The organism is Azoarcus sp. CIB (assembly GCF_001190925.1).
Classification (GTDB): domain Bacteria; phylum Pseudomonadota; class Gammaproteobacteria; order Burkholderiales; family Rhodocyclaceae; genus Aromatoleum.
In genome coordinates, this window is record NZ_CP011072.1 from 1529882 (window position 1) to 1553812 (window position 23931).

19 protein-coding genes are annotated in these 23931 nt (G+C 61.8%); 4 read left to right on the plus strand and 15 right to left on the minus strand.

The genetic code is table 11. The features are described from left to right. Nucleotides 1-15: 15 nt before the first annotated feature. From AzCIB_RS06710 to AzCIB_RS06775, 15 genes are all read right to left on the minus strand, one after another. Complete coding sequence (locus tag AzCIB_RS06710; RefSeq protein WP_050415180.1) at nucleotides 16-1953, minus strand: hypothetical protein; 1938 nt, start codon at nucleotides 1951-1953, stop codon at nucleotides 16-18. Between the two features lie 4 nt (nucleotides 1954-1957). Then, nucleotides 1958-5683 (minus strand): DUF6079 family protein, encoded by a 3726-nt coding sequence (locus AzCIB_RS06715; RefSeq protein WP_050415181.1) that lies wholly within the window; start codon nucleotides 5681-5683, stop codon nucleotides 1958-1960. Nucleotides 5684-5698: 15 nt separating this feature from the next. After that, the gene (brxF, locus tag AzCIB_RS06720) at nucleotides 5699-6172 is read right to left on the minus strand and encodes a BREX-3 system P-loop-containing protein BrxF (protein WP_050415182.1); all 474 of its coding nucleotides are present in this window, start codon (nucleotides 6170-6172) and stop codon (nucleotides 5699-5701) included. A 71-nt stretch (nucleotides 6173-6243) separates the two neighbouring features. After that, entirely contained in the window at nucleotides 6244-7647 is a 1404-nt protein-coding gene (locus AzCIB_RS06725) for a DNA-processing protein DprA (RefSeq protein ID WP_050415183.1), read from the minus strand. Further along, on the minus strand, nucleotides 7644-9722 hold the full coding sequence (locus AzCIB_RS06730) for a RecQ family ATP-dependent DNA helicase (protein WP_050415184.1): 2079 nt from the start codon (nucleotides 9720-9722) through the stop codon (nucleotides 7644-7646). The genes AzCIB_RS06725 and AzCIB_RS06730 overlap by 4 nt, the downstream gene beginning before the upstream one ends. A gap of 1 nt (nucleotide 9723) precedes the next feature. Beyond that, nucleotides 9724-10629: a helix-turn-helix transcriptional regulator gene (locus tag AzCIB_RS06735; protein ID WP_050415185.1), complete on the minus strand. Its 906-nt coding sequence runs from the start codon at nucleotides 10627-10629 to the stop codon at nucleotides 9724-9726. 281 nt (nucleotides 10630-10910) lie between these two features. Then, nucleotides 10911-11876, minus strand: coding sequence for a helix-turn-helix transcriptional regulator (locus AzCIB_RS06740; protein WP_050415186.1), 966 nt, complete (start codon nucleotides 11874-11876; stop codon nucleotides 10911-10913). 72 nt (nucleotides 11877-11948) lie between these two features. Beyond that, nucleotides 11949-12086: a hypothetical protein gene (locus AzCIB_RS24075; RefSeq protein WP_157058432.1), complete on the minus strand. Its 138-nt coding sequence runs from the start codon at nucleotides 12084-12086 to the stop codon at nucleotides 11949-11951. A gap of 16 nt (nucleotides 12087-12102) precedes the next feature. Continuing rightward, on the minus strand, nucleotides 12103-13113 hold the full coding sequence (locus AzCIB_RS06745) for a methionine adenosyltransferase domain-containing protein (RefSeq protein ID WP_050415187.1): 1011 nt from the start codon (nucleotides 13111-13113) through the stop codon (nucleotides 12103-12105). After that, complete coding sequence (locus AzCIB_RS06750; RefSeq protein ID WP_050415188.1) at nucleotides 13110-14495, minus strand: vWA domain-containing protein; 1386 nt, start codon at nucleotides 14493-14495, stop codon at nucleotides 13110-13112. The genes AzCIB_RS06745 and AzCIB_RS06750 overlap by 4 nt, the downstream gene beginning before the upstream one ends. Continuing rightward, nucleotides 14492-14962 (minus strand): hypothetical protein, encoded by a 471-nt coding sequence (locus AzCIB_RS06755; protein ID WP_157058433.1) that lies wholly within the window; start codon nucleotides 14960-14962, stop codon nucleotides 14492-14494. The genes AzCIB_RS06750 and AzCIB_RS06755 overlap by 4 nt, the downstream gene beginning before the upstream one ends. After that, nucleotides 14959-16350, minus strand: coding sequence for an AAA family ATPase (locus AzCIB_RS06760; RefSeq protein ID WP_050415190.1), 1392 nt, complete (start codon nucleotides 16348-16350; stop codon nucleotides 14959-14961). The genes AzCIB_RS06755 and AzCIB_RS06760 overlap by 4 nt, the downstream gene beginning before the upstream one ends. Continuing rightward, nucleotides 16347-16778: a hypothetical protein gene (locus AzCIB_RS06765; RefSeq protein ID WP_050415191.1), complete on the minus strand. Its 432-nt coding sequence runs from the start codon at nucleotides 16776-16778 to the stop codon at nucleotides 16347-16349. Before AzCIB_RS06765 ends, AzCIB_RS06760 begins: the two co-directional genes overlap by 4 nt. A gap of 253 nt (nucleotides 16779-17031) precedes the next feature. Beyond that, a complete protein-coding gene (locus tag AzCIB_RS06770) occupies nucleotides 17032-17811 on the minus strand; it encodes an ADP-ribosylglycohydrolase family protein (protein ID WP_050415192.1) in 780 nt (259 codons plus the stop codon). A gap of 212 nt (nucleotides 17812-18023) precedes the next feature. Next, the gene (locus tag AzCIB_RS06775) at nucleotides 18024-19385 is read right to left on the minus strand and encodes a vWA domain-containing protein (RefSeq protein WP_050415193.1); all 1362 of its coding nucleotides are present in this window, start codon (nucleotides 19383-19385) and stop codon (nucleotides 18024-18026) included. Between the two features lie 310 nt (nucleotides 19386-19695). Here AzCIB_RS06775 and AzCIB_RS06780 point away from each other — a divergent pair, with 310 nt between their 5' ends. From AzCIB_RS06780 to AzCIB_RS06790, 4 genes are all read left to right on the plus strand, one after another. Next, entirely contained in the window at nucleotides 19696-20088 is a 393-nt protein-coding gene (locus AzCIB_RS06780; protein WP_050415194.1) for a hypothetical protein, read from the plus strand. A 49-nt stretch (nucleotides 20089-20137) separates the two neighbouring features. After that, nucleotides 20138-20299 carry a hypothetical protein gene (locus AzCIB_RS24080; RefSeq protein ID WP_157058434.1) on the plus strand — a complete coding sequence of 54 codons (162 nt, stop codon included), beginning with the start codon at nucleotides 20138-20140 and terminating at the stop codon, nucleotides 20297-20299. A gap of 197 nt (nucleotides 20300-20496) precedes the next feature. Next, the gene (locus AzCIB_RS06785; RefSeq protein WP_157058435.1) at nucleotides 20497-22791 is read left to right on the plus strand and encodes a hypothetical protein; all 2295 of its coding nucleotides are present in this window, start codon (nucleotides 20497-20499) and stop codon (nucleotides 22789-22791) included. Further along, complete coding sequence (locus AzCIB_RS06790) at nucleotides 22788-23930, plus strand: hypothetical protein (protein WP_157058436.1); 1143 nt, start codon at nucleotides 22788-22790, stop codon at nucleotides 23928-23930. Before AzCIB_RS06785 ends, AzCIB_RS06790 begins: the two co-directional genes overlap by 4 nt. Nucleotide 23931 lies beyond the last annotated feature (1 nt).

The window sequence follows — 23931 nt, forward strand, 5'->3', positions numbered from 1 at the left end:
CGTCAGCTTCGGATTTCAGAGGTTGGGTCGCACTTGGCGCACGTAGGTGGCCTTGTCGATGCCCACGTGGTGTAGGAATGTCTTGAAGACGCCAGGGCTCACCGGGTCTCGCGTGGGAAGAATGAAGGCACGTTGGTCCGGCCCCGTCCACTTCTGGTGGCCGCCTTTGCCGCCCGATGCGTCCAGGCTGTGGCGGAAGTGTTTGAGCGCCCGCTCAAGCTCGCGACGCGGCGGCACGTTGAACGTGGCCGGGTGGCTTTGCAGACGGTCAGCGATGACGCCCGGGCCCACGAAACGCAAAGGGATGTCGGCGGGCTGGAAGTCGTACGGCAGCGGGCCGGTCAGCGCGCTTTCAAGTGGCAGGCCGATGCTGGTGGCGTTGATCTTGGCGTTACCCGTGCTGAGCTGGTTGGCAAAGGTGCGCCACGTGGCAGCCTGATGCCCCAGGCGCCATTCCTGATACCCGGGTGGTGCGAGGTCGAGAGATCCTTCGACGACGCGGTCCAGGCCCTCAGCGTTCGACGCCATGCGTGTGACCAACGACTGGATGCCGGGTGCTTTGAACCAGTCCCATGCTGACCAGTTGGCCAGGGCTTCTTCGAGCCAATCGGGCGTTTCGCGCAGCGCCTGGTAGACGCGGTACTTGTAGCGCAGGTGTCGCGGCTGCTGGGCGTTGATCTCGGCCCAGGAGAGTGCGGCCTCGACCCGGGCGTGGAACAGCTCGTGGGCGTAGGTCAGGCCAAAGGCCAGCAGCGCAGCAAGGCTGTGCGACCCATGAACACGCGCCGACTTGAAGTCGTCCAAAAAGCTGAGCGCCAGGTCGTCCAGCTTACGGGCGTCGAAGTAGATCCCCCAGGTCTCCTCGGTCCAGACGTGATACGGCTGGAACCAGGCGATGGCCTCGAAGCCCTGTCCTTTGACGTCCTTGCGAACGTCGTCCACGCGGTCGCGGTAATCGTCTTGGTCGAGCTGCAGATCGTCCAGCGCATCCTTGAGGTCGTTCGACGTCGGATCAAAGCCCTGGACCTGAACCGAGTCCTGTACGGGCTGTGTGCCCGTGTCGAACTTGGGCTTGCCCATCTGCTCGATGCGCGGCTTGCGCAACGCCGCAGGCAGGCGCTTCTGAACAGCCCAGCGGACCTCGGGGTACGAGGGTAGGCCTGTGTGGGGCACCCATGAGGCGAGGCCTTGAGTGCGGCGCCCAGCAGCGCCAGGAAGAATGCCGGCGTAGTTTCCATCGCGGGATGGCGGCCAGCCAGATGCGGCGATCCCGGCCAGGGCAGCGCGTGCGAGCTTTTCAAGGTCGCCCGATGTGGGCTGTGGGAACTTCGCGGCGCGCGGCATGGAAGGAAGTAGCCGTTCGGCAGTCAACACCGGACGCTGAAAGTGGCTCTCCATCGCCACCTGCGCTTCTGCATACCCTTCGAACCTCTTCATGTCGCTGTTGCGAGCGTAGAAGTCCTCGTTGTCCTTCTTCTTGCGGTCGATTGCCTCGTCAAACTCGGCGACTTTGGATTGGTGCTCCAGCAGCAGCGCGTCGGCGTCTGCCTTCAGCCCTGCCGAGATCCAAGCATCCGGAGCAACAGGCTTCGACCGCCCCACCACCAGGCACAAAGTCTTCCCGTCCGGCAGCAAGAACACGCCGTGGCAATGAGCGACAACCTTGGTGCCGACCTTGATGCGTGCGTCGGTTGGCTTGAGCTTGGCTGGCGCCCAAATGGCCTCTCGCAGCTGCCGGCGAAGAGACTTTTCGTCTAGCAACAACGCCATCAGCCGCGCCGTTCTCTGGGCCCCAAGAACTTCAATCTCCCATTCGCCGGTTGCAAGGAACTCAACAAGATCAGGGTCAGAAGCGGGTACGTCGATGCAGAACACATCAGGCGCGGTCGTCCACGCGAAGCTGGGGGGAATCCAGCTTTGCAGGCGCAGGGGTCTGCTGCTTGGGCCGCTCACGAGATCACTCCACCACGAACCGGAGCTTGCTGGCGTCCTTGCCCTTGCAGCGGTCATTCAGGAAGGTCTCGAACCGCTTGCGCAGGTCGTCCGGCGTGGCTGGCGATCCGCCTTGCAGCAGGGCCTTCTTGATGTCGTCGCCGCTGACGCCGATCTTCTCCAGTCCTGACAGTGCCTCTTGCACAGCGCTGACAAAGTCCGGGGTGACGGGGTCGGCCAGCTTCTTCGACGCGACGAACTTCTTGATCAGCTCGCGGGCGGACGCCTTCAGCAGGTCAAGGTTGGCCTGAATGATCGGGTCGTCCAGGTTGTCGAGCAGCGTTTGTTGCCAGCCGTCGAGCAACTTGTCCAGTTCCTCGTCCAGTTGCTTGAGCACGTTGGCGGCGGGCAGGAAGTCGCCTTGCTCGTTGGCCGGGCGGAAGCTGCAGTGCGGGCAATAGGGGCTGGCCGACAGTTCCGACTCGACCAGCGACGCGCAACTCTTGAGCTTGTCGAGCTTGTCGTCGAAGGTGGTGAGCTGGCTGGTGGGCATCAGCGAGATGCCGGCCAGGGCACGCATGGCCACCAGGCGCGAGTCTTTGCGCAACGCGGACTTGGTCTTGTCCTCCGCCACGCCCAGGCGAGCTTTGCTGTGCTGGGCGATGTAGGCGGTGAGATAGTCCTTCTTGAGCTGGGCCAGGGTCTGCCGGTATTCGGCGGCATGCTGGGCGTTGCGGTCCAGCGCGAGCTTGTCCAGGATGTCCTTGCGTGCGCTCTGCGCCTGCTTGACCCATGCGTGATCGCTGGACAGCACCATCTCAGCTTGCGACAAGTAGGCTGCCGTGCTGCCCAACTCCGTCACCAGCTCCAGCAGCTTTTCGACGGCAGCCAGGACCTCGAGGTTCTTCTTCTGAGCATCGATGTCGTCGGACCCGATGCGCAGGTTCTTCAGCTTGCCGACCGTGTTGTACGGCGTCAGCCCCTCAGTGAAGGTCTTGAGCGCTTCCAGCCGGGTGCGCCAGTCGCGGATTTCGTCGTCCGTGAGCAGCGGCTTGCCCCAGAAGGTGAGCTTGCCTTGCAGATCAGTGCCCGCCGTCAGCACGCGGCCGACCAGCTTGGAGACGGCTTCGAGAAGCTGCTTGACGGGTTCTTCCGACCCTTGCGTGGCCAGTTGTGCCAAGCCGGGCGACAGGCCGAGCAGTTCGAACAAGGATCGCAGAACGGAGACGTTGATTTCCTTCGGCGCTTCGACATGCTTGAACTGCTTGAGCTCTTCGAGTCCGCGCTCGGCCAGCAGCGTGATCTTGCCGGAGTCGATCTTGTCGCCTGTGATGGCCAGGACGATGTCGCCGGAGTAGACGAGGCCCCCCAGCACGGCCACCAGCAGGTCCGGCTCCAAGCGGAATTTCACCGGGTGGAAGTACTCCACGTCCGTCTGTCCGTTCAGCAGCTCGCTGCGGTTCAGCACCTGGCCATGCCCCTTGGCCTTCAGGCGGCTCAGCACTTCTTGCGAGTAACGCGAGCGCCCCGGCTCGATGCGGTCGCCATCCAGCATCTCCAACGCGTCGAGGATGGCATTGGCGTCCTTGGTGCGGGTGCCGCCGGCCAGTGCCTTCAGCGCATTGCCCACCAACTGCTTGCGGTTGGACTCGGTGACCAGCACCGGGAAGGTCGGGTACTCGGGCGAGACCTCGGCAAACTGCTGGTTGAGCGCCAGGCCGGAGACGACGTTGACGATGTCGCGGAAGTTGGCGCGCTCATCAGATCCCAGACGGAGCCTGTCACGGATGTTGACGCCCGTGGCCCAGCCCTGGAGGGTCTTGGTCTTGCCTTGGTAGGTGACCTCGAATGCGGTCATCTGCTTTTCCTGGAGCCACTTGCTCATGTCGCGCAGCGCGTCTTTGGCTTTGTCCAGGTAGACGGCCTTCGCGCCGCCGCTGGCGGTGGAGGCAAGGTCCTGTGCCGCCGCGTAGAAGGCCAGGTGGCGCTTGATGGCGTCGTCCAGGCCCTTGAGCCGGATGAACACCTCATCGGACTTGTTCTCGTCACGGAAACGCGGCGGCTCGAAGGGCTGAATGAAGTAGACGTAGAAATCGCGCTCGGGCTGGGCGGTGGGCCGGTCGTTCGGGGCCCCGAAGAACAGGTAGCCGTTGCGGTCGACGCGGCGGTCTTGCCACTCGATCTGGTACTGCCAGATCTGATGGCCCGTCACGTAGGTGCTCTCGTCCGTGCGCTCCATCAGCTGCTTGATGGCGCCGTAGTAGGCGCGGTCCAGCGCGTCATCCGACAGCGCCTCGGCACGCTTTTCGATCTGCGCGTCGTAGTCGACGTCCTTCTTGAGGTCGAGGAAGTACTGCTCGGTGTCCGGCGCCTTGGAGATGAACTGGCCGTTGACCGTCTTGACGATCTCCCGCAGGGTGGTTTGAACAGCGGTGAGCAGGTCGTCGGCCGGGTCGCCACCCATGTCCTCGATGCCGGGCTGGTAAAGGCACAGCGTGTCGCGCAGTTCGGCAGCGGTTGGACCGACCGGCACGTAGATGTCGCCGCCTGTGGTCAGCCGATGCACCGACAGGCCGGCAATCACGCGCTGCGCCATGAGCTTGTACGCTGGGCGGGTGAAGGCCTTCAGCACGCGTTCGGCGAGGACCTCAGACACCTTCAGGACGGGGCCAATACTGGGGTCTGAGCGCAGCACCGAGTTGGAGGTTACGGTGTCCCAAAACTTATCGTAGCCGATCAGTCCTGGGCGGTCGTCGGGAACCTCGTCATTCAGGACGGCCTGGATCTGGTCGCGCAGGGTGACCAGGGCTCCGCGCTTTTCGGTGAAGATCAGACGCTCGAAGGTGCCGATGTACTCCGGGTGAACCGGAAACAGCCGCACGTACTCGTCCATGCGCTCGTTCATCGAGCTGTAGAACTTGGCGAACTTGGTGAGGTAGGCCCGTATCTTGTTCTGCTGGTCAGCGGTCTTCTTCAGCAGGCGCTCGGCGACAACGAAGCTGACGTCTTGCCGAGCCAGCAGCACTTGCGTGAAGCGGTCTTTCACGCGGCGCAGGCTGTCGGCGACGTGCTGGAAACGGTTGCTGTCGAAGATGGCTTCCTGCACGCCGGCCACGAAGCGGAAACGCAGGTGCTTGGTGACTTCACCGATCTCACGCAGGAACGACAGGTCCAGCACCAGGTCGTGATCTTTGCGGGACCGCAGGTAGTCGAGAAACTCGTCGACCACCAAGAGCACGCCGTGGTTGGGGTGGACCTCGGCGAACGCGGCCATCATTTCCTCGAACGCCGCCTTGTTGTTGACCACCTTGTCGGCAGCAGGGAACGAGTAGCTGACACCGTTCTTTTCAAGGAAGAGCTCAAGCTCCTGGGTGATGATGTCCCGCAGCGACATCTGGCTGGAGATCTCGATGCGGTGGACCTTGAATTTGCCCGCGATTTTCCCCGCCGCTTCTGCAACCTTGGTGTGACGGATCATTGGAACATAGGACGCATCTTCCGCGACGAGGGATAGCACAGACATTAGGTGTGATTTACCTGTGCCGTAGTTGCCGACGACGAGAAGCCCTTGGTGGTCAATGGACGCATCAAAAGACAGTTGTGGGAGAATTCGGTCCACGATCCTCTCTGCCATATCGTCGGAGATTACATACGTCTGGAGAAGCTTCTGTGCCGCGCCAGGTCGGTCCGCGTTTAGTAGCTCGATCGTTGTCTCGATTTGGTCGAATTGAATGAGGTCGCCGTACCGCATATTTTTCTCTCTTCCCTATTTCTGAATTTCAAATGGGACCACGCCAGCAAGGCTGTAGTCTTGATGTTCTGGGTGCCCTATGTCGGCGTAAGTCAGCCGGCCCGTTCTTGTGTCGCCCTGCAACTCGCCCGGCCAAACCGCCACGACGCGTTTCGCGTGTGCGTGACGCTTCAGCAAATCGAGTGGATCGAGCTGGAGCGATCGGTCGAACAAGAGCTCGATGTTGTCCAGCAGCAGAAGGTCGCCGGTGGCATGCTGATCGGCCAGCTCACGCAGGATCGTCGTGGTCTGCAGGTGGCGCTGTCTCTGCGGCATGCCCGCGAGACGACCGCCCAAGTCAGCCCCGACATTCAGCGGGGTGACACCCTTGTCTTTTGCGAGGGAGTGCAGCAATGCCGTCTTGCCTGCATGAGGCGCACCAATGAGCAGGACGAGCCTGCTCTGCAGTGCCCCGACTTCATCGACTAGACGCTCCAGCTTTTCGATCATCTGCGCTTCCTTCCGGATAGGACCCGGAGATGGCGCCGCAGGTATCCAAAGGGGTGACGTGTCGGCATGAATCACTCGAAAAGGCTGGACTGCTTGACGATGTAGCCCGCTGGCTTCTTCTGTTTCTCGATCACGCCTTCGTCGACGAGACGCTGAAGCCACGTCTTGGCTTGGGCGGTGGAGACGCCCAGCGCAGCGGCAACTTCGGCGTCCTTCATCGGGGCCTTCAGCAGCAACTGGATCACTTCCCGGACAGCCGCAAACAGCGTATCCGCAGGTGTGGACGCCGTTGTCGCCACAGGGCTGGCTGCTTCGGAGGTGGTCTCAGATGCCAGTGCAGCCGATGAGGCGGGCTCTGGCGTCAGCTCAACCTGTTCGTCGATGGGTGCAGCGGCGGATGGCGGCATTGGCTCGCTCGGCGCTTCGATCGCGGGCGTTGTCTCCGGGAACGAGGGGGTCGTGGGTGCAACGCCCGACGTTCCGTCTCCGGAAATCAGTGCAAGGCCTGACTGCGGAGATGGCACTGGAGTTGGTGCAGCGACATCGAACACACCTTCAAACGCGTCAGCGTCTTGCGGGTTCGGCCAAGGTATCGCCCCCTTGCTGCGCAGGGCTTCGAGTCCGGGAGACGACTCGCCCGTGGATCGAACGTACACGGGCACGAACTTGAGCTTGGCCAGTTGTTCGACGGCACCAGCCCAGGTGCCGCCTTTGTTGAGATCAGAGCTGACGACCAAGGATGCGTCGGCCAGCGCATAGATCAGCTTGTTGCGCTGCATGGCGTTTCCAACGTTGAATCCTGCGCTCGGGTCGTAGGGCGAAATCAGCACCAGTTGGCCATCGAGAAGCAGGTTGCGGTGCTCGCGGTTCATGGTCGTTTTTTCCAGACTGTCTGCGAGGACGCCACTGACCTTGCCGCCAGCTTCAAGCGCACCGCGCATGGCGGCCTGATCGATGCCTTTCGCCCCACCCGATACGAGTGTTCTTCCCGCCCGCGCCGCTAGCCGGCCAACAGCCATCGTGTAGTCGATCAACGAATCGTCCACGTGACGAGATCCGACTACGGCGAGGCCACCCGACTCCAGCAAGCCCATTTCGCCGCAGCCGTAGATCACTGCTGGGGCGTCTTCGCGCAGGCGCGCCTTCAAGCGGCGGGGGTACTCGGCATCAGCGCGGCTGACCACCCAGATGGCGCGCGCCTGCCATCGCTCGATGACTTGGCTCAGGAGGAAGCCACGCCCTAACAAGCGCTGCAGACGGGCTTCATCAATTACCGGCTGGCAGGCACGCAGTAGATCTGCCGCATCGGGCGACACGAGGTCCGCAGGCTGGCGTTGTATCTCCCGCAGGTGGCGGGCGAGGCGCTTGTATTCGCCGGGCGACAGAAGCTCCGATGACGATGTACCTCGCCCAGCGATCAGCGGCGCCGTCAGTAGCAGGATCGCCTGGGTGTTGGGGGACAAGGTGGGCGTCATTCGTCGTGCCCCGTTTGAGAGAGTGCCATCGGCCAGACCTCGCCACTTCCGCTCTTGCGTAGCAGCCACGCAGCCACGGTCAGCGTCCAGCGTGAGTCCACCATGTCGTCGACCAAGATCACCGGCCCATGCGGGACCGGCTGACCGGTGAGTGCCAACGAGCCGTCGATGTTGCGCGCTTGCTGTGTACTGTTTGCCATCGTTTTCTGTTCGGGCCTATCGTCTGTTTTCGCAATGACGATATGAAACGGCAGACCCAGAGCCGCAGCCAAGCGTTTCGCAAAATTGGGGACGAGATCGGGGTGACGCAGCGATGGAACGCACGTCACCCAGGTCGGTTTGGGGTGGGGGTTCCATTCGCGAACCATCTTCAAGCACGCCGCAACCAGGTCATCGGCAAACTTGCCGTCGTGATACTTGCCTTGCCGGACCAGGCCGCCCCAACCAGCGTCACCCCATACACACAGCGCCTTGCCAGGCTGCGATTGGTGGTCAGCGGCAATGAATCCCTTGGCGCCGTACTGGGGCATTCCCCCATCAGGCCATTTTTTGCGAGGATCGATGGGCAGGCTAGTGCGCTGAAGAAATGCGATGGCGTCCCGAACCAAGGCCTCATTCACACCTGTTGGCAGTGGGGGAAGTGCAGGCTGCGTGACAACACTAGGATCACCGTCGAGCGCGCTGATCAGGAAGCCCATGTGATCACCGAAGGGCAGACTGACATACTCCTGCATCTGCTGATGTTCGTCACGCCGCAGGGCCGTGAGTCGTTCGGCTCGCGCCCAGAACCCCTCGCTCAGCGTGGCTGCTGTGAGCTGCCACTTGGTGCCCTGTTTGGCGATGGGCGCTGGTGCTTCGAGGGACAGCAGCGCGATCGTCTTGTCGACGCGCCCCTTGCTCAGGTTGACGCGACTGAGCAGTTCGGGGACAGACAGGCCGTTTTCTTCTTCCTCAAGTGCGCCCAAGACGTCGGCGACTTCCTGGCGGGTCGGAAAGGCGCTGCGGATAAACCAGTCGGTGATGTCCGACTCTTCCTGGCCGCTGAGCAGCACACCGTAGGCGGAGTTCAGCGCGCGCCCCGCACGTCCAACTTGCTGGTAATACGCGACGACGGAGCCTGGCATTTGGTAATGGATGACGAACGCCAGATCGGGCTTGTCGTAGCCCATGCCCAACGCCGTCGTTGCGACCAGCGCCTTGACCTCGTTGTTGAGGAGGGCCTGCTCCAGCGCTTCTCGACGGTCGCCCGTTTCGCCCGTGTAGGCCTCGACATTGAAGCCCCGGGTCTTGAGCCAATCGGCGACTTGGTTGGCGTCGCGCACCGTCAGCGTGTAAATGATGCCGTGGCCTTGCAGCGTGGCGAGTTGCTCTGCCAGCCAGGCAAGGCGCTCTGCCTGGCTGGGCAGGCGGATCGTTTGCAGGGAAAGAGAGGTCCGATTCAAGTCGCCGCGTGAGACGTCCAGCTTTGGACCGAGCACGGCAGCAAGGTCCTCCATCACGCGGTTGTTCGCCGTCGCTGTGGTGGCGAGGAGCCGAAGATTCGGCGGCAGCGTTTTGACAATCCGTTCCAACAGGCGGTAGTGAGGACGGAAGTCGTGACCCCAGTCGGAAATGCAATGAGCCTCGTCGATGACCAGCATCGAAATCTGAGCGGCGATCCCTGCCAGGACCTGCGTGCGGAAGCGCTCGTTCGCCAGGCGCTCGGGTGAGATCAAGAGGATGTCGACTTGCCCACGGGCAAGTTTGGCCTCGACTTGGGTCCAGTCATCAACGTTGTCGGAGTTGATCGTGGCGGCGCGAACGCCCATCCGTTCCGCTGCGGCGATCTGATTTCGCATCAGCGCGAGCAGCGGCGAGATCAGTAGCGCGGGGCCATTGCCGCTGTCGCGCAGCAGCTTTGTCGCGATGAAGTAGACGAAGCTCTTCCCCCAACCTGTCTTCTGAACGACCAGCAAGCGGCCTCGTCCGTCGACGATGTGGCGAATCGCATCTTCTTGGCCGTCACGGAATGTGGCGTCGGCGCGTCCCGAACCGATTCGGAGAAGTTCCAGTGCGCGTGTTGGATCATAAACCACGTTATTGCTCTCCCTTATCTTGGTCAGGGGAGCGGTACCCCGGCGCCAACACAGCATTCTTGACGCCGTATAGCGCCAGGTGATCTTTCAGCCAGAGCCTGAATTCGTAGCCGCGCAGGCTGTGGTCGGGCGAGCAGTCCACGCTCCATTTGCGCAGGATGTATCCGGCCGTGGCGGCACGCAGCTTCATCCGCAGTACGCCGTCGCGCATGCCGTAATCCATTTCGGTGATCTCCGGCCGGGGTTGATCCGGGTGCGGCACCAACTCCAGCTCGACGATCCGGGTCCACTGAATGTCTTGATCGCTCAGCTCGTGGGGCGCCACTGGCTGGCCCTTTAGCACGACGGGGCGTCTGATCCGGGTGATGACGAAATCCCGGAACTCCTGGGACTTCCGGTCGAAGCCGCGGACGTGCCACCGGAGGCCGTTGTCGATCAGCGCGAACGGGACGATCTCCCGCTCAGTGCGGCCACTGGAGATGGAGTGGTACTCGATGCCGAGCGGACATTCCTGATGGATCGCCCGGGTCACGCTCGCGAGCACATCCAGATCCGGGTGTGTGAGCCGTGAAGGGCTTTCGCTGGCCACCCACGCCTTGAGCCGCATCGGCTCGCCATCCCCAAAACCCTGGGTCAGCCACGACAGCACGCGCTCCGCAGGGAAGTCGAAAACTGGCTGAAAGTCCGGCCCAAGGACGTAGGACTTACCCTTGGGATCGTAGTCGATGTTGCCGGGTGCCAAGTCCTTGTACAGCGCCAGATCCCTGGATGCTGCGGCGGACTGAATGCCAAACCGCGTCACCAAGTCCTGGCGGCGTATCTCCCCGACGAAGCGCACGCGCAACTCCACGAACGCGAGGCGGTCGCGTTGTGGCTGGGTTAGATCTGCAAGCTGCTCGTTCCACATCCTGGCTGGTTCTTTCGGATTACCGAGTATGTGTATGTGATATTGCGGAGAGTATATGGTCCGCCCTAGAATCTGTCGATGAGTCTATTGCGATTTGTATATCAGGCGTATTTTGATAACCATTGGCGCGCGGCGATAAGAGGAACAATACGGACGCCATGGTGAATTTTGCAGAGCTTCGCCTCAAGCAAGGGACGTGAATCGGTCGCTCGCTGGACGCCAAGTCCGGTAGTGGCAGCCCCTCGGAAACGTGCGTCTGCGTCCCGCGCGTAGTCGTAACGTCACAGCGTTTCCAGCCCACGCTTGAGCTGGTCGCGGACCTGGGACTTTAGTGGATCGGGGCCAAGCACCTTGACGTCCGGTACGTGACGCAGGATGTCCATAGCGAGTTCGGTCGGGTTGCTATAAGGCACCCGCAGCCTGAAGCTGCCGTCCGGCAGAAATCGTCCTTCCTGGTCCGGATGCCAGACCTCCCGGCTGACCCAGCGTGCCCGCTCGGCCGTGAATTCCAGTTCGGCCCACTCCACATCTCTACCCGCGAAGATGCCGTAGCCTCCGTCGAGCGTGGCCCGTATCTCTTCGTCCGGAATTTCGAGCGAGATGTCGCTGTCGAGCGAGACCTCGATGATTGCATCGAGCGCGAAACTGCGCAGTTCCTCCCTCAGGTGGCACCACGCGTCGAGATACCAGGCTTCGCGGTAGAAGGTGAGGCGTTGCGGCGACACTTCGCGACGGATGGTCTCGTCGCGTGAACGGACGTAGTGGTCGATGACGAGGCGGCGGCGCTGTAGGACTCCCGCTGCAATCGGGGCGAAGTGTTTCGGGTCGTGCCGGCGTGCGGCTTGGTGGTGAAAGCGGATGCGTTTTTCGACGGTGTCCGCCCGGATGTCGCCCTTGTCGAGCAGCGCACGCAGCCGTGCGAGGAGCGGTTCGACGTGCGGTGCAAGAAGGCCGGGCTCGAGATCCTTGAGCAGCTGTTGCATGGTGAGCAGCGCATAGACCTCGGAGGCGTTAAACCACAGGCCGGGCAGCTCATAGCGGGGCCCCGTCTGAACCTTGTCGAAGCGATAGCCGCCGGCCTCCCGATCCCACACGATGGGAGCGTTGAACCGCTCGCGGAGGTATTCGAGATCGCGCTTGAAGGTCGCGAGCGAAACCTCGAGTTCGTCCAGGAATGTCTGCAGCGGAACAACCTGATGCTCATGAAGCAGCCGGTCGATATGATAAAAGCGTTCAGTGCGATCCATCGGGCCTATCCTAAGGCATACCGTCATAGCATAGCGTCTTCATCACGAGGACGTTACCTGAAGTGCGTGATGCTAGTCGACGCGCTCGCGTCGCTTAAATGCGACCAGCACGGCCTGACCGGGCAGGTCGGCGCGCAGTCGTACGTTCACGTTTTTGCCACAGCGGTCCAGCGTCTTGAGGTAGCCCAACGGCCAGTCCTGCTCGATCACTCATCCCTAGGCAAGGTCAGATCGAACCATAACGTTTCCGCATCACGTCATGCCTGAAGAACTCTGCGGGAACCCGCTCGCCCCGCCCGGACGTCTCGTAAGCAACATCTAGTGGCACAACGGTGTTGGGCGCATAGGCGAGCCGTACCAGGCACTCATTGGCTCCGGTCCTCACCATATGAAGGGCCGCTTCGCGTGCCGCTTTGGCACCTATACGGTCGATATGCGTCGGGTGCTTTCCTGCCAGGGCTCCGCCCCCGATGGGCACGCGGGGCCCATAGAAATCCATAACGAGCTTGCGACCAGTCTGCCCATTGTCGCCGTCGCTGCCCGCTTCGATCATTGGGCCATTGGGGTTGAGCAGCAATTCGACATCATCCCAGCGGGTCCTCCAACGAGGATCGGCCCTCCGGGCCGCCTCATAGGCGTCCCTCAGGACACTAGCCAGCTCCTCACACACTGAAGTGAAGTCAGCTCCTGACGACTGTTGTAGCGTGACGAGTAGATGTTCCATCCGCCATTCATCGCCTTCCTCACGTATGCGGACCATCAGCTTGCCGTCGGGCCCCTGACCGGAAAGCGTTCCGCTCATGCAGGACTCGAACAATATCTGCGCGAAATGATGTGCCAGGAAATGCTCGGGTGGGAGCCACTTGGTCTTCTGGTCGTAACCTGCCCATCCAATGACGATACTTTGGTCGTTCACGTGGTGCGACCACTGTCTCGGGTCCGCAATGCGTTGGCATACCGCGTCGGTAACGTGATATCGAGTGGCGTCAATGTGATTCCCCGGTTGATACCCGATCGCGAGCCCAGTGCTGACAACGATTTCGTCCAGCTGACGAGCAAGCGGCGTGCGCGTGCAAAGTCCGCCGGAAAGCCAAACCTGATCGGACCAGACAGAGACCTCGACCTGGCAGTACGCATCCGAGTCGGCTCTCAGGGATTCAGCGACGACCGCATCGGCCACGCGGTCGCAAAACTTGTCCGGGTGGCCGGGAAGGACCACCTCGCTAATTCGAATCATGCTGGCAACCTGTCGAGTTGGGTGTAAGGCAGTCCCGCTCTCTCGAGCTCTGCACCATTGCCGTCTCGTGTGAGCAGGACATGAAGCCTCGTGCCGGCAAGTTTTCCGACGATAGCCCGATCAAGGCGCTCGATGTAGCCGTCAGTGACTACGATTGCCGCACTTGGCCTGGTCTTGAGGACGTGCGCCAGCACGCAAGTCATGGAAGTGCCGCCAGTCGTTTCGGTTTTGAGCTGGCCGCTTTCGATCCGGGCTGGCGCGACCACGTCGCTGAAGGCCCAGAGCGGGCGCCGGATGTAACGTGACAGGCACTGTAGCAAGGCGATGATTTCAGGCATCTCTGCATACATCGACCCGGAAACGTCGAGATAAATTTGGGCGGATCCATCTGGTCGCAGCCGCTCCATCGACCAGGTGACATCCGGGAGGAACCTAGACCACCTACAGCGAAGGAACGCGCGCCGATCTGTCGGCGACAGAATCGGGAGGCGAGCTTCGTCAAGGTGGGGGGAGTGCGCCCGTGAGCGATGGTCAGGTGTGAGGTGGCGCTTGAGCACTGCGAGCGTCTTTCGCCGCCAGCGTGCCGTGGGCTCGTTCCTGGCAACGAACAAAGCTTCGTAGGGATTCGTTCCCACTCTTCGCGACGAAGGCGCACGCCATATTCCTCCGCCATTCATTTGGCGCAGTGCCTGATCGAGAACTCTGGCGAGCGCATCGGGGAGCGGACCGGCGAGCCCGTCGTGATTTCCGAAGAGATCCGGAATGATCTCGGAGCGAAGCACCTCGTCCAGACTGAACGGCGCCGCACCCGCATTTGGCTTGCGACGGGAGACGGTGTTCGCGAGGCTTTCGGCCAGTTCGGCAATGTCATCGGCAACGAGGCATCCCTCGTAGAGAGAGGCCCATGCCCGGACCCATCCCGGAACTGCATTTTCGCCACCTTGCAGTGATTGCGAGGCGAGGGCGGCGAGCTCCTTCTTGTTCATTGGGCGCAGGAGCTTGCGCAGGTCCCGCACATCGCTGTAATAGCGAGACATGAGAGACGACCACTTTGGCCCGAAGCTGCGATGAATGATGGCGTTGATCACTGCATCGAACGCGAGATGACGTGCCGGCGTGATGAGGTCGATGTGCTCGGTATGGCGCAGGAGCACATGAAGGAACTCGTGACAGATGACCGCCTTCACCTCGGTGTCGCTTCGGCAGTGCAGTTTGACGAAGTCGAGATTGACCAGGAGGACGGGCTTTTCCTCGCAGGTCACCGCGAGCGTGGAAACCTTGTCGGTGAAGCGCACCTCGCAAAGTTTCAGAACCGCGCGCACCGCCAAGGGGTTTTCCTCGACGAGTTCCTCTGTGAGGTGACGAAACTGCAGCGGCGTCATGCATAGAACTCGGCCGGATCGTAGAGCTCGAGCCCGCGTGTGAGGCTCGCCTGCGTCCAGATGACCGCGCGGGACGGGTCGTAGCGAAAGGCTGTACAGAGGCCGAGCAGCAGCGCTTGTTGGAGCACCTTCTCGCGAAGCGCTTCCGCGACCTTGAGCCGCTGGTGATCATCCGCAAGTGCGCGACAGAGGTAGGGCCGATCAGGCGGAGGGAAGCGCTCGCGTAACGCCTCCGGAGTCGTGAGGCCCTCGGTGGCGAGCATCTGGTGAAGATGCTTGACCGGGTCGACGCCCTTCCGAAACTCAAGCCCAAGTCTGATGATCATCGGGCAGCGGATATGCCCCGTGTCCCGGCCGAGCAGCGAGGATGCGATGCGCACACTGCGCGTGCGGCTCATCGGTCCGCCGATGTTCGCATGAAGCGGATGAATGGCGCCGAGGTCTGCGGAATGCTGGCAGAACATCACGCAAGCCCTCTTCGGCGAATTTCCTGCACGCAGCCTTCAATCTCCTTCTCTAGCGCGCCGGGCTCACCGACGACCAAGTGCTGGACAACGCATGCGTTGAAAAACTGCTGCGCCCGCTCGTACCGGGCGCCCTGGAGATCGCTCAGAATGCGGACGTAACGGGAGAGGTCGCCATGCTCACTGTTCTGCTGGTTCAGTCGCTCCTGCCACGACACCAGGCCCTCGGTGGTCAGCAAAGGGCTCGCGAGGCGAGCCAGATCATTGACGCCTTCTGGACCGATCGGAAGCTTTCCCATGGCAGCCGCGGGATAGACCGCGAAGGCGAAGGCGGCACTTTGCTCACGCGGCGCAACGGCAATGAGTTGCGAGACGGCCTGGGTGCCTGCATCCGGATCCCTGCATTCGTCAAGCAGGATTGAAAGCTTTCGGGGAAGACTACGCTCGGCAAGAAAGCGATGGATCCAGTGTGTTTCGCCGGGTGTGGCACTTTCCCAGGCAACACGGTGCGCCGCTGCAAGGACTTCCTCAGCAACGGCCACGCCCCAGCACGGTTGTGGCAGCGAGGCGCGGAGGATGGTGCGGAAGATTCCTTCCGTGGCATCGCCGACAACGATCGTCGCCGCGAAGAGGCTGCGCGCGATAAGACGTGCGCGGCGAGGTGAAATCCGAACGCTGGCACCGTTGAGCGCCGTGGTGGCGGCGGCGGCATAGCGCACGATGAATTCGGGGCAGCTGTCGACGCCGGTGACAAAGGCGCTCCGCCATGTCTCGATCCGCTCCTTTAGGACGCCTCCATCATCGGCGATACGACCTTCGCCGCCGGGCAACGTGATGCTGCGACGGTCGTCCTCCGACAGATCGTCCCAGTCCGCGGCGGAGACGAGGAGCGCGAACCGGTCGGCGAGCGCGGGATCGAGCGGTTCCGAGCCCGCATACTCCTCGATGGCGTCTTGGTCACCAGAGCATGGGTTCATTGCAGCCCATCGGTAACGAAGCTTCGGAAGCGCAATGCCTTGGATGCGCCGCTCATGCACCAGGGAAAAAAGGCGGTTCTGGTGCTCGGGTTTGCATCGGCTGATTTCGTCGATAAGGACTGATTCTGCGCCCCACACCGTCGCGGGCGTTTCAAGAAACCGCACGCCGCCCGACGCCTCGTCTGGATAGGGGAAACCCACCAGATCGTCGAAGGAAATGAGGCTAGCGTTGTAGTGTCGATGATTGAGCCCGAGCGCTTCGGACAACGAGTTCAAGAGGTATGTCTTGCCCGTGCCGGAGCGGCCGATGAGGATCATCGGGTCCTCGGTGACCAGCGCGGCCAGGATCACCGTCTCAACCGGTTCGAAGCCGAAGACGCCAAGCGAGGCGAGACAGCTTTTGGCTGCGCTCATCGGTGTTTTTCCTGAACGGTGTTGTATTGAGCCGGCACGTCGAACTCGAATCCGCGGGCCATAAGCCAGCGGACGATACTTTCGCCCTCACGGGCCATCTCGAGGGGGTCGTCACGCACGAGCCGCGCCTCCAGGCCCGGAAAATCTACCGGTCCGCTACGCTCGAACATGATGTCGGGGTGCTGCGCAATCACTCCGCCATGACGGTCGGCAATCGCACAGCAGCGTTGCGTGTCTATCCCGGCCGCCCGTAGTTCGGCCAGATACTCCTCCAGATCCTGGCCCGACATGCTGCCCAGACCGAAGAGATAGCGATCCTCCGCTGCATACGGGTAACGGGCGCGAAACCCGGCCTCGCCGCCGGGAAAATGATGTCGCACGGCGCTCTTCTTGAGCACGATCATCAGGAATACGACGGGAAGAGTCATCGCACACATCCCCAGCCCCGGATGTCGGGCGGCGAAAATGGGACGAAAGGCAACATGGCGCACTCCTTTTTAGCGGCTTCGCCGAACTCGCAGGGCCGCGAGCTGGATCGACTCCCCTCGCCCGTCAGGTGGGCGAACCATTGTGTGTACTATAAAAGAATGACATGCGCATTTGTCTATGCTCAGCCAGAGTGTGTTAATCCGGGTCATGACAGAAGAACTCCGTGCGATCCACGCGATCTCCTCCCGTTGATCACACGAGCATACCGGCTTCCTGATAGAGATGGGTAAGCACCTCACGCATGTCATGGGGCAGACGCGCCCATCCCTGATCGGCGATGTCATCGGGAATGCCGAAGAGGGCTTCGGCGACGCCTCCGGCAATCGCCGCCACCGTGTCGCTGTCGCCACCAATCGAGATGGAATTGCGGATCGCATCCTCGAAGCCGGTGGCGGTCAGCGCGCAAACCAGCGCCTGCGGGACGGTCTCCTGGCACGTTTCATTGAAACGGTAATCCGGGCGGATCTCATCGACGCTGCGCTCGAGGTCGTAGCCGAAACGTTCGGTGACCGCGATGCGAATGTTGTGTGGCGTCACCCGCTGGCGTGCGAGAAAGATTGCCAAGGAGGTGGCCTGCGCACCCTTGATCCCCTCCGGGTGGTTGTGCGTTGCGGCGGTGACCTTGTGCGCCAGAGCGAGCGCCGACTCCACGCTGTCGGCGAGCAGTCCGGCCGGGGCCACCCGCATAGCCGCGCCATTGCCGTAGCTGCCGTAGGGCGCCATGTCGTCGGAGGCGAGCCAGAGCGCGAAGCGTTGCCCCCATCCGCCATTCTCCCAATAGCGGCGCCCCCAGTCCTTCAGCGCTTCGGCGGGATCACGGTCGTGGATGAGGGCGTCGGCCACCGCAATCGTGCACACCGTGTCGTCGGTGTAGAAGGCGTTCTCATGAAAGAGGGGCTGGAAGTTCTTTGCGCGGAAATTATGGAACTCGAATACCGAGCCCACGATGTCGCCGATGATGGCACCGAGCATGTCGGATTCCTCTCAGTTGCGGTTGATGCGTTGTGTGCGATGACCCACCGTGGCCGCGGTTCGCCGGTGGCGAACACGACGTTGATGTCGAGGGCGCGCGTCGTCCGGGCGCATTGACAGCATTATCCTGCTGTAATGGCTCAATGGATGAGCCGCTACAGCAGGGACGGGGCGAATCGCCGGGCGCGGATGGCGATGCGTCGATTCAATTCCTACATTTGGTCGTCCTCGGGACGCTGTTCGAACTGTGCCTTGCCCTGTGCACGCTTGCGCCGCAGGAAACTCGGCGCCGCCGCCTCGGTGGCCATGTCGAAATGCAGTTCGTCCTTGGCTGAGACCCGCGCTGCCATCCTGCGGCTCGAGTACATCGCCTCCTTGCGGAAGCGTGCGATGTCCATCTCGCTGGCGAGATCGGCGATCGCGTCGAGGACCTCCATGACCCACGGATGGTCGGCGAAGCGCTTGCGGCCTTCGGCAAGCATCTTGTGGATCGTCTCCCAGTCGCCACGCTCGGCGGCCGCCCGCGCTTCGGCCAGGAACTCGCCCGCCTCAAGTTCGGTGAGCCGCGCGACGACCCGCGGATCGGTGAGCAGCGTGTCCCAGGCCTGCGGCGACAGCACCTTGCTCACCAACGTAGCGTCCGCCATGGCGATCGGCAGCCCGTCCGGTGTGCTCGCCGTGACACCGGCCTGCAGGAGGACATTGCCGGACTCGAGCGCCAGTGCGGCCGGAATCTCGAGTTCGACCAGCGCCCACGCTTCCGCACCATACGGCACGTCGGGTAGACGGATGAGCGGGAAGCCTTCGCGCTCATCCACCATGTAGTCGTTGAGCAGCCGGATGCCCACCCCGGTCGGCGCCGACAAGGCGAGGCGCACGTGACGCGCGTACAGGCTGGAGATGAAATCGAACTCCTCGGTGAAGGGCTCGAAAAGATCCGCTGCGGTGTCGCCGTAGTAGTGATTGCCCCCACCGCGCCGGCCCATCTCGACCATCAGGTCCTCGTTGAAGTCGCTGCCCAGTCCGTACGTAGAGGTGGTCACGCCCTTTTCGGCGGCTTGGGCGCAGAACGCGGCGATTTCTGCGGACGCCAGAATTTCGCCGGCATTGGCGTTGCCGTCCGAGAGGAGGATCACCCGGGCCAGGGCAGCGCTTGCGGCGGTGTCGAGAAGCGTGGTGACGCCGGCCCTCCAGCCGCCGTAGAGGTCGGTCGTGCCGCCGGAACGGATCTGAGCGAGGGCTGTGTGGAGCGCGCTTCGATTGCCCACCGGTTTGGCCGGCACCAGGGTTTTGACCTTGTCATCAAAGATGACGAGTGAGGCGATGTCCGTCGGGTCGAGGCGATCGATGATGTGGCGCGCGCAGCGCACCGCCTGCATGAGCGGTTCGCCCGACATCGATCCGGAGCGGTCGATCACGAGCGACAGGTGATAGGGCTTACGGGGTGCCGAGCGGGTCGGATCGGCGTCGGGCGCCTGCACGCGCACCAGCACGGGCAGCTTCTGCGCCATGCCATTGATGAGGGCCGGCTTGAGAGGGGTGATCAGAATCTGCGGAATGGTGTTATTTGTCATTTCGTCATCTCCCATTCTGCCGGCGCCATCGCCAGCACTGGGTGGGACGATAGCGGGCGGCAGGCTCATAGGGTGAGCCTGGCGATACGAGTACCGCTAAACCGAGCGCCCCCCGTTCGCGGTGACGGCGATTCACTCCGCCATCCTTTCCGCTCCAGCCCGAGCGTCCGCGGTGCGACGGTGTCAGTACAGGCTCATCCCATGAGCCTGTCGCTGGTCACAATGGATTTGCCTACCCACGGGCGAGGGGGATTTGATCCGGATGGCGTCCCCTGCCATGTCGGCAAAGACGCTAAAGAGGAGAAGCCAGATGCTGCGCGAAGAATGGAAATTCGATTACACCACTGACCAACTGGGGGAGGCCGCGCAGGGCAAGCTGCGCTTTCACGAGGAGCGCCTCGCTTTCTGGCAGCAGAAGCGCAAGTCGGTGATGGACACCATCCGCGCCGAGGGGCTCGAGGTTGATGAGAAGATTGCCACCGCCTACAACAATCCCAAGGCGCGCGACTGGCATCGGGGTGCGCAGGTGATGGTGCGCAACGACCTGCAGAAGGATCTCGACGAGTGCCTGGAGAAGCTCGAATGGCACACCGCGCGGCGAGATGAGTACGACGGCTGGCACCAGTTTCTGCGCGCCCAGACGGGCAAGGTGCAGCAGCTCGACATCAACGACTGGCTGTTCTTCTTTGGGCGAAGCAACTGACGTGGGCCGGCGCAGCCTATGACGTCTCCTGCGCGAGGATCGGGACATCATGGCGGCACTCCGCACCGTGATCATCGAGGGGGATTGTCCCGGCAGTTCCTACCTCGCCGCCGAGCTTCACCTGCCGATGCATGAAGCCAACCAGATTGCGGCCGGGCGCGGCTGGGCCATGCGCTTCATCGATGAAGGCGCGCTCCTGCCGAACAGTTAGCCGCTGCTTTAGCGGCGACATCAATGGCCCAATTTTTAGGGGCCTGAGTTAATACGCCACGGCTGGCAATCCGCGGAAGTGTAATATCCGAAATGCAAGAACGGCGAACAATGCTGGCGCAGATGCAGGGCTCCTTTCGCCAACCGCCCTGCCGTCAATGTCATCTTGTACAAGTGCGCTACGACTCGCAGACAAACATGGAAACTCGTGACGGGAAACAGAACATGGATACGCGTGAACGTATTGCGAAAATCCTCGAGCACCGACGAGCTCGGCTGCCGGCAGTGCAAGCAGCGATTGGTCATTGGGAGGAAGTGAACCAGGGGATCCGGCAGCTAAGCGCCGCCGTGGAAGAACTGCAGGCTCATCCGCGCACGTCCGATGAGATCCGCTCGTCGCTCCAGTCTTTTGACGCGACCGCGTTGCACACGCGCGTGACGGAAGCGATCAGGCAGCTACACTTGCTAGCCGGGCGTTTTTCGCGAGACACCATTAATATTGGGGTCAGCGGGCGAGCCCGGGTGGGTAAGAGCACGCTGCTGCAAAAGTTGTCTGGCCTCACTGACCAGCAGATCCCGACTGGGTCAGGCCTGCCGGTTACAGCGGTGCGCAGCCGCATTGTGCACTCCAGCGCGAATGCGCACGCCCGCCTGACGCTGCACAGCTTCGAGTCGTTTCGCGACGAGGTGATCGCGCCGTACCATGCTGAACTCGGCATCGCCCAGTTGCCGCAGAGCATCTCCGATTTCAGATCCTTTTCCTATCCGCGTTCGGAAAGGGAGCTCGCATCGGAACTGCAAGAGCGTCACAGCAGCATCACCGTTCTCCGTCGCTTGCGCGAAATGCAGCAGTCGCTGTGGTCCTACGAAAAGGACCTTTCGGGTGGCGAGCGTACGATCGGACTCGACGAACTGCGCCCCTATGTTGCCTATCCACGCAGGGAGGAGGCGGGCTCGTCCGACTGTTCCCGCCCCTACCTGGCGGTGCGGGACGTGCGCATCGAATGTCGATTCCCTCATACGCAGGTCGAGCATCTGGGCATCATTGACCTTCCAGGCTTGGGCGAGGTAGCAGCCAATGCGGAAGAACACCACCTTAACGGTCTGAAGAACGACGTGGATGCCGTGGTGATGGTCAAGCGCCCGGTGGAGGGCATGGCGTACTGGACGCGGGAGGACGCGAATGCCGTGAATCTGCTGGATCGGGCGCGCGGCTATGTGAGCCAACGTCGCGACTTCGTGGCGCTGCTCATCAACCACGGATCTGAGGATGCCCCTAGGGTGGATGCTCTACGCGACGACATTCTGCGCCAGGTCAACGATGGCAAAGATGGAGCGCACTTTCGCGTACTGGAGGCTGACGCGACGGATGCTAAGGCCGTCGCCGACAGGGTACTGGAACCGCTGTTGGCGCACTTGGCCGAACGGCTGCCGGCGATGGACGAGGAGATCCTGGTTGGTACGCGGAAGGCGTGCCTCACTGAATCGCAAAGTATCCGTGGCGTGCTCAACGGACTGCAAGCTCCTTTGGCGGCAAAGAGGTTGGGCGACATCAGCGGGATTGAGGATTTGCAACGCCGGAGCGAGGAACTGCGCAAGGACCTGGCGGCGGCGCTGCAAGGTTTGGTGTGCGATCTTCGCGACGCATCCCGATCCGGCGAAGAGGATCCGGAATTCATGACGGCATTGGAGACTGCCTACCAGGAGACCCTCTGCTGGATCGAAGATGGGTTCGGTCTAAACCGGGAGAACTGGTGCAATATTGCGCTGCGGCAAATGCGAGTGGACCGATTCAGTCAGGCATTCGCAGGGCATGAGCTCAACCGTATACGTGTTGAAATCAGCGGCCGCTACTGCGCGCTGGACCGCTATCTCACGGGCCGAGTCGAAGAGCTGTGGAACCAGGTGGCGGAATTGCTGAGGAAGCATCTCAATCAGCTCATGGGTGACGAGGGGGGCGCTAATGAACTGGACCAACTCGCCCGATACTTCGATGACGCGGTCGAACCCTGTCCGACTCTGGCCCAAGCCTTGCGGGAGCTGAGGGCCATGCGTTTGGACTATCGCACACAACTGCATCCTCGCGTCCGCAGTGCGCTTGACGGACTCAATCTTCAGGTGACGGATCCCGAATCCGGGCTGCCCGAGGCTCAGATCTCTGTCGAAGTGAGCGAGACGGGTGCAGAGCAGTTGTACCGCACCCTCTCGCAACTGGCCGAAAAGGCGACCTATCAGACTCAAAAGGCCCTGATCCAAGAAGCCAGAACGCCGGCGGCCGTTTTGCACGCAAGCCTAGAGCAGTTCGAAGATACCCTGATCCGCTCCGGTCAGTCGCAAATCGAGTTCGCCCGTTTGGGGAGATCGTTTAGGGACGACATTTGGCCTGGAGTCTACACGGACACTGAACAAGCCACTGCACGCGTCAACCGTGTCCGGCACGCGCTCAACGGGCTTCTAAAACAAATTGACAACGTCGAAGGGGTGCTGGGGTGAGCAACACAGCAGATCTGAAATTCAGGATTGGATTGGTTGGGCCCTCGCGCGTGGGAAAGACGTCACTCGTCGCGACCATATTACGGGACGCACAGCGCGTTCTTGCCCAGACGACAGCCAGAATAGAACCTCATGGCACCGCTAGCGAGCGTCGTCTCCAGCAGCACGACAATGAGTTGCGCGGCGCGCTGTGGGCCGGTGAGTTCAATCCGGGGGCAGTTGCCGGCACCGAGGGAGTGTTCACCTTCGAATTGCGTCTCGATCCAGGAGAAGGTGGCGACGCGTTAGTGTTCGGCCTGCAGGATTTTCCGGGCGGCTGGATCGATGCGGCGGCGCGGGGGACGCATCGTAATGCGGAATGGGAGTCCTATAAGGAGTGGCTAGCACGCTGTTCGGTACTCATCGCACCCATCGAGGCTACGGTGCTGATGGAAGCGACGGCGGCGAGCCAGAAGCGCGCAGTACCAAGCATGCTTGCCATCCAGCAGGTCCAAGCGGTGGTTGAGGACTGGGCCAAGAATCGCCGCACGGCCTCTCATGAGCCTGCACTGCTGCTGCTGTGTCCGGTCAAATGCGAATCGTACTTCTCCGACAACGGCGGCAACGGTCATGGGGCCGGAAAATTGCATGATGACGTATGCACGCTATTCAACAGCGTCATCACCTCAGCCCGGGCCACTGCTCCTCACGTCAAGGTGGCTTACGCCCCGGTCGACACGATGGGTTGCGTCGACCTGATTCGTACCCAATGGCGCGCTGATCAGAATGCGCCTGGCGGCTTCGACTTTACGGCAACTTATCGCGTGCGATCGCCAGGTGAACTTCGGCCCAAGGGTGGCGCCTCGGTGATGGCGTTATTGTGCCGGGACGTTCTCACATCCATCCATGAGGGAGAAAAATTGCTGGAAAAGCAACTAAGTGGCAAGTTTAGTGAAGCTAGCGAGCGCGCAACGAGAAAAGAAGGTTTTTTCAAGGACATCTGGATCAAACTGAATGGCGAGCGCGACAAAAGGAAGTTGGCAGCCACCGACGTGCACAATTGCTTGCAGCAACAGCAAAAACAGGTAGCCGTATTGGCGCGCGCGCTTAAACCACTTGCTGAATTCCAAATGGATTCTCGAGTGATTGAGTTGGAATAGC